General features: G+C 47.3%; 6 protein-coding genes. 4 read left to right on the plus strand and 2 right to left on the minus strand.

The genetic code is table 11. From position 1 onward, the window contains the following. From A3751_RS10745 to A3751_RS10760, 4 genes are all read left to right on the plus strand, one after another. On the plus strand, positions 1-2,807 hold a 2,807-nt coding region (locus A3751_RS10745), incomplete at its 5' end, for an ATP-binding protein (protein WP_068455613.1). Positions 2,808-2,975: 168 nt separating this feature from the next. Then, positions 2,976-5,381 carry a hypothetical protein gene (locus A3751_RS10750; protein WP_156492383.1) on the plus strand — a complete coding sequence of 802 codons (2,406 nt, stop codon included), beginning with the start codon at positions 2,976-2,978 and terminating at the stop codon, positions 5,379-5,381. 5 nt (positions 5,382-5,386) lie between these two features. Further along, positions 5,387-5,797 carry a YkvA family protein gene (locus tag A3751_RS10755; RefSeq protein WP_082863191.1) on the plus strand — a complete coding sequence of 137 codons (411 nt, stop codon included), beginning with the start codon at positions 5,387-5,389 and terminating at the stop codon, positions 5,795-5,797. Positions 5,798-5,880: 83 nt separating this feature from the next. Further along, on the plus strand, positions 5,881-6,780 hold the full coding sequence (locus tag A3751_RS10760) for an acyltransferase (protein ID WP_068455619.1): 900 nt from the start codon (positions 5,881-5,883) through the stop codon (positions 6,778-6,780). A gap of 141 nt (positions 6,781-6,921) precedes the next feature. Here the strand turns inward: A3751_RS10760 and A3751_RS10765 are convergent, their stop codons facing one another. Then, positions 6,922-8,256, minus strand: coding sequence for a DUF1329 domain-containing protein (locus A3751_RS10765; RefSeq protein WP_068455622.1), 1,335 nt, complete (start codon positions 8,254-8,256; stop codon positions 6,922-6,924). A 48-nt stretch (positions 8,257-8,304) separates the two neighbouring features. Beyond that, positions 8,305-8,657, minus strand: a 353-nt coding sequence (locus A3751_RS10770) for a DUF1302 family protein (RefSeq protein ID WP_156492384.1), incomplete at its 5' end; no start/stop codon positions are given.

Consider the following 8,657-nt stretch of genomic DNA (forward strand, 5'->3'; position numbering starts at 1 on the left):
GACTCGAACAGCGGCAACTCGCCTACGAAACGTCCATCCAGAATCTAGTCTTCTCTGCCACGCAAGCTATCGCGGAATCAAGGACACTCGATCGAAACTCGCTCTCTAAACAAATTGAACGCCTGTCTAGCGCCTCCCTGTTGAAGAATGTGTCATTAGTCGACGATCAACGCCGCATCATTTCTCATGCTGGCGGAACTCACACACCCCCCATCAATCCAAGCGACTTCCCTGAAAGCGGGCATCAACTTCTAGAGCGAGGGCAATTTGCGGTTTATATTGAAGCCATAGACACGGCTGCGGAAACCGGATCGCCGCAAAGGGTTTGGCTACTCGCACTTGCCGATCGCTCCTCGCTTATTGCGGCAAAAGAAAAAGTAATACGAACAGGCATTGTCATTTTTCTGTTTGCGAGCATTGTTTCGTTTTTCATTTCGCGCTATCTCACCGGACAAGTTCTCACTTATCTTCGAAGCTTTGAGAAAGTGCTATCGGATGTACATGCAGGCAAAAAAGATTTGGAGCTAACTAGCTTCAAACACAAAGACCTTGCGGTTATTGAAGAACTGCTCGCCGAAATCGGCACTCAGATGTACAACTATCGTACGGATATTACCGAAGAAATTGAGCAAACCACACAGGATCTTAGAGAAACACTCGAAACAATCGAAATCCAAAACGTAGAACTCGACATTGCCAGAAAGAACGCGATTAAAGCCAATAATGCTAAAAGCGAGTTTTTAGCAAACATGAGCCACGAGATTCGAACACCACTGAACGGCATTATTGGCTTTGCCAAAATATTGATGCGCAGCCCTCTTAACTCGCAACAAGCAGATACCCTCCGCGCCATTCAAAAGTCGTCCGAGGTGTTATTGATGATCATCAATGACATTCTGGATTTTTCAAAAGTTGAGGCGGGACGGATCGAACTTGAACAAGAACCGATGAACTTTCACGAGCTGATCGAAGACATCGTAGTCATGCTCGCTCCCTCGGCACATAACAAAGGACTAGAACTAAATTATCTTTACTATGACGATGCGCCAAAGCAGATTCTCGGCGATTCCTTACGCCTAAAACAGGTGATCACAAACCTCATCAATAACGCGGTCAAGTTCACTGATGAAGGCGAAATCGTAATTCGAGTCATGTTAGATGACAGCCTAGATAGCAAGCTCGGTAACCTTAAAATATCGGTATCGGATACGGGTATTGGATTATCGACTTCGGAGCAAACCAGTATTTTCAAAGCCTTCTCTCAAGCAGACGCATCTACAGCGCGTCAGTTCGGGGGAACTGGCTTAGGACTCAGTATTTGTCGTGGACTTGTCCATGAAATGGGCGGCGAAATCGATTTTGAAAGCGAGCCAGGAAATGGCGCAACATTCTGGTTTACCTTACCGCTGGATGAGGAGTTGATGGCAGAACGAACGGATCAGCATGGCGGCATATTAGGGATAGACGATTCGACCCTTAAGCAGCTTCAAAGTTTAGACTGCCTACTCTTCGAACTTCAACAAACCTCTCGACGAAGCATTCAACACGCCCTTGCCGTTACCGGCGTCTCCGTTAAAGTATTTGATCACCTAGAAGCTCTTTGCGATCACACAAGACATCTGACAAGTCCTCTCCAAACCCTGGCTCTCCTCTGTCTAAACGAGGATCAGCTGAATGCGCCAGCCGTAACGCAAGCAGTAGAAGAAATTCAAGCGCAAAAGGTCAAGGTACTATTGTTTACGCCAACGCTAAAAAACTATGACCATGCCATTCTTGCAGTGGGCGATGGACATGCGATCAAACCCGCAACGATCGCCGGTTTGTCTCACAGTATGACCAGCATCGCGGGGTTAACCTCAGAGCCAACACAGAACGCACAAAATCATGGCACTCAGCCAGACTACCGGGACAATAAATCCAATAATACCGTCACGAAGAACGCTCCAGCTCTCGCATCGCTTCAAAGCGAACACAAGATCTTGGCCGTCGATGACAACGAGATGAACCTAGCGCTGGTGAAAGCCTTGGTGAATGAAATGGGTTTAACCTTAGACCTTGCAGACGGTGGAGAGGTCGCTCTGGAGCTTTGCAAAGAGCACTTCTATCCATTAATCCTAATGGACATCCAAATGCCCGACATGGATGGGGTCGCCTGCCTAAAAGCCTTAAGACGACTTTCACAGTATAGGGACTCGGGCAATATTGTGGCGCTAACGGCCTATGCACTGCCCGATGAAAAAAATGAATTCATTGAGCAAGGCTTTATCGATCTCATTAGCAAGCCTCTAGATGAAGCAAGACTACACAAGATGATTCTAAGCTATCTTCCTGACACGAACCTGGCGGACCCCAGAAAGTCTGCTAGCTCGTCGGTGCAAGCTCAAAAGGGCCTCACCCGAACAATACAAGACGCAGCTCAGCGTAACGGCAATACTGAAAACGCAGAGAGTCTCCCAATATTTGACTGGGAAGAGTCAGTGCATTTAAGCAATGGCAACGAACGCTTGGCAAGAGAGTTTTCCGAGAAGCTGTTTCTAAATTTACCCGAATCAAGAAGTGAGATTGAAAAATCGAAAGAAGAAGATCACCAAGAGCGGCTACTAAGCTCTGTGCACAAACTTCACGGAGTTACGTTACTATGCGGCATTCCAAAGCTTCGACATTTCGCTCATGCGAGCGAACACGCACTCAAAACCGAACAGGATAGCGAAACGGTCAATGCGTTTGTAAACGCGCTACTCGACGCCATCGATGAACTCATTGAGTGCAAGGATCACATTCTTGCTGCGCATACTTACACAGTTTAAATCGCCCTAAAGCAGAAGCAATAAAATACGCACGAGTTCAAACGTATCGTGACTTCTTCATGCTATGCTTGTCGGTATCAATTCGTTAGCTGTTTTACCTCGCCTATGTTGTCACGTTCACGCACCCATCAGTCAGCCGCCCTTGCTTCGCTTATTCTGCTAATAAGCGTGTTACTTAGCGCATGCGGCGTACCGGGCTCTGGCGGCAGCGGGCCTGATTTTGACAACCCTGATCGTGACAGCGGAGACCCTGAACTCAATAAAATCGACGTGCCTGTTACCGTTGAAGCCACTTCGCGTATGATGCAGCAAGCTGCTGGGTCAGAGAATATTATTACCGCAGACAACATTAACTGCTCCGCAATCTCGGTTGTGCAATTGGGCTTCGATTTTGTTGAGGGGCGGCTAACAGATATCCCGAACTACACAGCCAAGGCGCGTGCAGATTCACTGAAGCCGAATGCTCCCGGCTGTAAATTGGAGTTTATTGAGAACTTTGAGCCTCGTATCGATGCCGTCATCCGTGTTGAATACCCAAACCAAGAAGTACTCTATGCGCCACTGAGGCGCGCAGAGAGTGATGATCAATCCATCGTTGTCAGCTTCGGTTCTCATCTAGCGGTCGAGCGGCTTTTTGATCAATTGAACGACAGCATCGATCTTGCGAAGCACCTGCCTTGCGTGAATAACACCGATTGTGAAACCCAGCATCGGGCTAAAGCACGCTTACTCTCGTTTATTGCAGAAACAGCCAGAGTGTATGAATACAGCAATGACGTCCAATCTAGCCAAACAGCAGAAGAGGCTCTGAACTTACTACGCTCGAAATCCGATCTGGTTACTCACATAGACACTGCGGTCAAAGAGATCGTTCGCTCAGAGTCACCTATCGCCAAGGGCACCGTGCGTGATTCGTATGACACCGAAGAAAACTCCGATATTTTAAACGGCGGACTTCAGTCTAGATTGCGCCCAACGGACACCTACAATTCGGTGTTCTTCTCGATGGGTTTTATTCAAGATGCAAGTACAGCATTGGATAACAAATTAGTTATTTCCTCGTCTCATATTGGTCTCGACGAGAGTGACGAAGTGCTTCCTAGACTCATACACAACGCATATTACCTAGACTATCGCTACGATGATGTGCTCCCCGATGTCCCATTCGAGATGAGCACGCTTCGCTTTCAGAGCGCGCTTCGCCCTTTCGTTGAAGTGGACCCTTCTCGTCCGGAAAACCGCTACGCTTTTATTACCAACCCTGAGCAAGACAACGGCACATTGGTAAATGGCACACACTTGAGCAGTCAGGGCTTTTTCTTGAATGACCGGGCTATCGCACAAACCATTACAAACACGCCCGACTCACAGCCAGCAGGAATTTATGGTTACGATTACAATCCGGTTTACTACAAACTTTATCGAATCAATGAGTACGAGCCAGACACAACACTAAACTCACTCATTACCCCGCAAGAGCCGGACTATGGCTTGAGTCCAACATGGCTCGCGGGAACAGGGTATGGCTTGATCAATGTATTTAACCTAAATCAAACTGGATCAGACCCGGATACATACGAACGTGACGGGATCGCCGAATCGCAGCGTTACTTCAGCTGGGAAGTACACGGCCTGCAAGTCAGTGAAGATTTCGATGAAGACGATATTTCCGGTTCAGGAAAGGGTAACTACGATGTACTCGAGTTTTCAATAGAAATCGATGAAGATAGTAGCAACCCGGAACCCACTCTTGTTCGCGCAGAAACACGCATCTGGGACCCAAGTGGCAGCCGATTTATTGAGTCGCAGACAGGAAATCATTACAAAACCTGGGAGCTAGCGCGCGATAAAAACAATCTCGTCACTTCTCGGACAGAGCAAACCAACCCGAATCTCGAAAGCCCCTCCTTTACACTATATGAAGTGGATAGCGTTGATGATGACGATAATCCCATCAGAATCCCAAATGGGTTGATTGCATTTGGTCAGGGAACGCGATCTAAAGTGCCTCTAGGCCATGTTTCAGACAACGGTGATCATCTTGCTTTTGCCATTGACACAGGCGACAACAGAAGAGCAAAACGAGGCTTGATACTCGCCTCTAGACAACGCTCTGACAATATTCAGCTCACAACAGGTGCTCCGCTCGAGTTCACCATAAGTGGGCATTATTTCTTCATGGATAATGACGCACACATTTTGACGAGTTTGGATGAATCTCGTCTCAGCCTCTCCGTCTCCAACGGAGCGCAAGATTGCGATGCAGAGCTTAGCCTTCAGTCAGTACGCGTAGAGCATTCGCTGACCACAGACCCACAAGGCCAGATTTTGGATCCAATCAACACACCGCTCACTAACTATCAAAGCAGCGGCTGTACCCTAAATGGTGGACAAGTCGAGCTTCAGTTTACTGTTGAGGGTACTCCGCTCACTTTACGAGGCTTTGCAATGAACGAGGATGGTGCCTTGGGGCTGACGGTAAAACAAATCAATCTACTTTGGCTTCAAGATAATGCTCTTGGAATGGTCTTCGCTCAGCTGGATCAAGGCTTAAGCGCTGAATTTGATAATTAGTCGCAATGAACAAGCAACCTAACGACACCTCATCCACAAATTCACAAAAAAGACAGTCCACCCTGTCTACGCCGCCATCGCTCCCCCACGCAAAGCCAGAGAAAATTACGGAGAAGCGTTTTCGTGACAAGCTCAAGCATGCTGTGAAGTCTGCCGGCCAAGAGACGATCGAGAAAGCCTTCGTCCTCTACTACACGATGCGAGACCCAGCCACACCAACTTGGTGCAAGAGTGTCATTGCAGGCGCGCTCGCCTACTTTATCAGCTTTATCGATGGCATCCCCGACCTGACGCCGGTTCTTGGGTACACAGACGACCTAACCGTAATGATCGCTGCTATTTCTGTGATTGCGACACATATCAGTGATGAGAACAAACGCAAAGCAAAGGAAAAAGCAGAGAACTTATTCTCATAACATTTTTTAAGCTTCACCTCTGTTATATTGAATCGTCGTTTTAGCATCGCTAGACTGCTCTAAAACAAATTAAGAGGTTTGCGATGCTTAGCTTTTTACCCGGTATCCTGCGCGGCGCTCTGATCGTCCTGATCATCATCCTGAACACCATGGTGTGCTTCCCTTTTTTGATTTCGGTCGCCTTACTAAAATTCATCATCCCTATCCCTGCGCTTAGTGCCGTATGCACAAAAATTGCAATTCAAATAGCCACATTTTGGGTTGGCGTAAATAGCTCCCTTTTTACAATTTTCCTAAAGATAGACTGGCACATTAATGGTCTAGAAGGTCTAAGCAAAGACGAATGGTATCTGGTGAACTGCAATCACCAATCTTGGGCAGACATACCCGTTGTTCAAAAGGTCTTTAATCGTAAGATCCCCATGTTGAAGTTTTTCCTGAAGCAGGAGCTAATCTGGGTTCCACTCCTAGGTTTGTGCTGGTGGGCTCTGGACTTCCCTTTTATGAAGCGTTCAACGCCGGAACAGATCAAAAAGAACCCAGCTTTGGCAGGAAAGGACTTAGAGGTCACTCGGCAAGCCTGCGAAAAATTTAAATATACGCCTGTTTCGGTGTTCAATTTCATGGAGGGAACGCGCCTTACTCCCAAGAAGCATGCAAAACAAGGCTCTCCCTTCGAGCATCTGCTCAAGCCTAAGGCTGGTGGCGCGGCGTTTGTCCTAGGCAGTATGGGAGATGTGATGCATACGATGCTTGATGTGACAGTACTTTATCCTAATAGTCCTACCAATATCTGGGACATGTTTTGTGGAAAGGTAAGTACAGTCGTTGTTGATGTTAGAAAGGTTGAGATTCCGCAAGAGTTTCTTGGCAAAGACTATACAACTGACGCTCAGTTTAAAGCCGAATTCCAGGAATGGGTTAATGAGCTTTGGATCCACAAAGATAAGCACATCTCAGAACTAAAAGCCGAGTACGAATGAGGATTGAAAGCGAGAAGTAAGAAGAAGTAAGAAGAAGTAAGAAGAAGTAAGAAGAAGTAAGAATGCTTAGACTACATTAAGAGACACAAAAAAGCCGAGCTAAGCTCGGCTTTTTTGTGAAGCGATTATAAGGTTCGCTATCTATCGCTTACCAGACCGACGCAAGGCTGCTGGCGTAAAGTCTTTGCCAGAAAAGTCCTTTTCAAAGTTATAACGAGAAGGCTCTTCATTCACCATGCCGTTTGCAATGTAGCGTCCCGACAGCAAATCATGTGCAGATTCAATTGTCGTCAGGATCGCACCGACTTCAGGGTAAAGCTTGTTGTGCGCTTCTGCATGACGCCATAACTCTCCACGACCATCGTAGTGATCTGCGACAACAATGCCCCAAGTATCCTCATCGATATAGAAAGTACGCTTGGAGTAAATGTGGCGCTCGCCAGACTTCAATGTACCTTCAACAACCCAAACGCGGTGCAGCTCATAACGCGCATATTCACTATTAAGGTGACCCGGCTTAACCAAATCAGAATACTTCAGAGACTTATCATCAAATTTGAAAGAGTTGTACGGGATGTACATTTCTTTCTTACCCTTCAACTCCCAGTTATAACGATCTGGAGCTCCGTTAAACATATCGAAATTGTCTGAAGTTCGAAGACCATCTGACGCTGTGCCCGGACCATCATAGGCAACCTGAGGAGCACGACGGACACGACGCTGACCAGCATTATAAATCCAAGCGCGACGAGGCTCGGCCACCTGATCAATTGTTTCGTGAACAAGTAGCACATTACCCGCCAAACGCGCAGGCGCAGTCACCACCTGCTTAAAATAGAACATGACGTTCTCGTCCTCGTTATTCGCAAAATCCGTCAACGCATAACGCTCTGAGAACTCTTCAAAGAACTTGACCGGCTGATACGCACCACCAGATGTTGGTGTTACCTGAACCGAGTTACGCTCAAAACTTCCTCCACGGAACCGCAGAATGTGGTTCCAAACTACCTCAAGAGCGCTCTGCGGAATAGGAAACGGTACAACGCCTTTAACGTTGCTAAGAGCGTTACCATCTTTGATCAACTCTGCATTAACCGCATTCTCTTTTGCAAATGCAGCCAACTCGTCGCTGTACGTTGCTGAACGCTTTGAAGCATAGACAGGCATTGTGTAGGTATCGTAGGCATTCAACATCGCCTTTTGGCCTTCACTCAGCTTATCAGCATATTCAGCTACATTTGCTTTGCTAATGACAAAGCTTGGCTGTTCAGCGGCGAGCGCGTCGCCACCAGATGTTAAGCCACCGTCCCACGCCGGTATTGAACCATCAGCATTTCCTGCCTTTTCAGCACCGACTGGTGTTAATTCACCGCCAAGCTTTCCGGCCTCCGCTGCGGGTACTTTTGCAAAGGCTGAAGAGCTGGCAATCGCAGCAGAGAGAAGTCCCGCCGCATATAAAGTTCTAGTGATTTTCATCAAAAATAACCTCGTTAAATCCGGTTAGTTCCAGATTAGCGATAAACATTAGAATGAGTAAGACACGCTCACAGTCGCGTTATCACGGTCGTGTAACGGGTTGAAGCGACTGTTACCGTAATACGTTGTATAACCCACCTTGGCTTGGTACTTATTAAGGTAGTCGGCAGTCAGAGAAAGTCCAACCGTTTGACGACCTTCAATAAAGTTTGCACCAGGACCAGGAGCATAACCGTCAACATCATGAGCAAAAGAAAGTGTCGGTGTTAAGTTTACACCTGCTGCCACGTCGTTGTAGACCAAAGAAGCACGCACTCGATAACCCCATGAGAAGTCTGTGGTGTAGCCTTCCTTGTCACATGTGCCGTACGGATTTAGCGCAGAACACACATTCAACGCAC

The organism is Oleiphilus sp. HI0080, from assembly GCF_001635135.1.

Bases quoted from the DNA above. Each gene is read 5' to 3' on its own strand.
- A3751_RS10765 (WP_068455622.1), bottom strand. From the start codon at position 8,256: ATGAAAATCACTAGAACTTTATATGCGGCGGGACTTCTCTCTGCTGCG.
- A3751_RS10760 (WP_068455619.1), top strand. From the start codon at position 5,881: ATGCTTAGCTTTTTACCCGGTATCCTGCGCGGCGCTCTGATCGTCCTG.
- A3751_RS10755 (WP_082863191.1), top strand. From the start codon at position 5,387: ATGAACAAGCAACCTAACGACACCTCATCCACAAATTCACAAAAAAGA.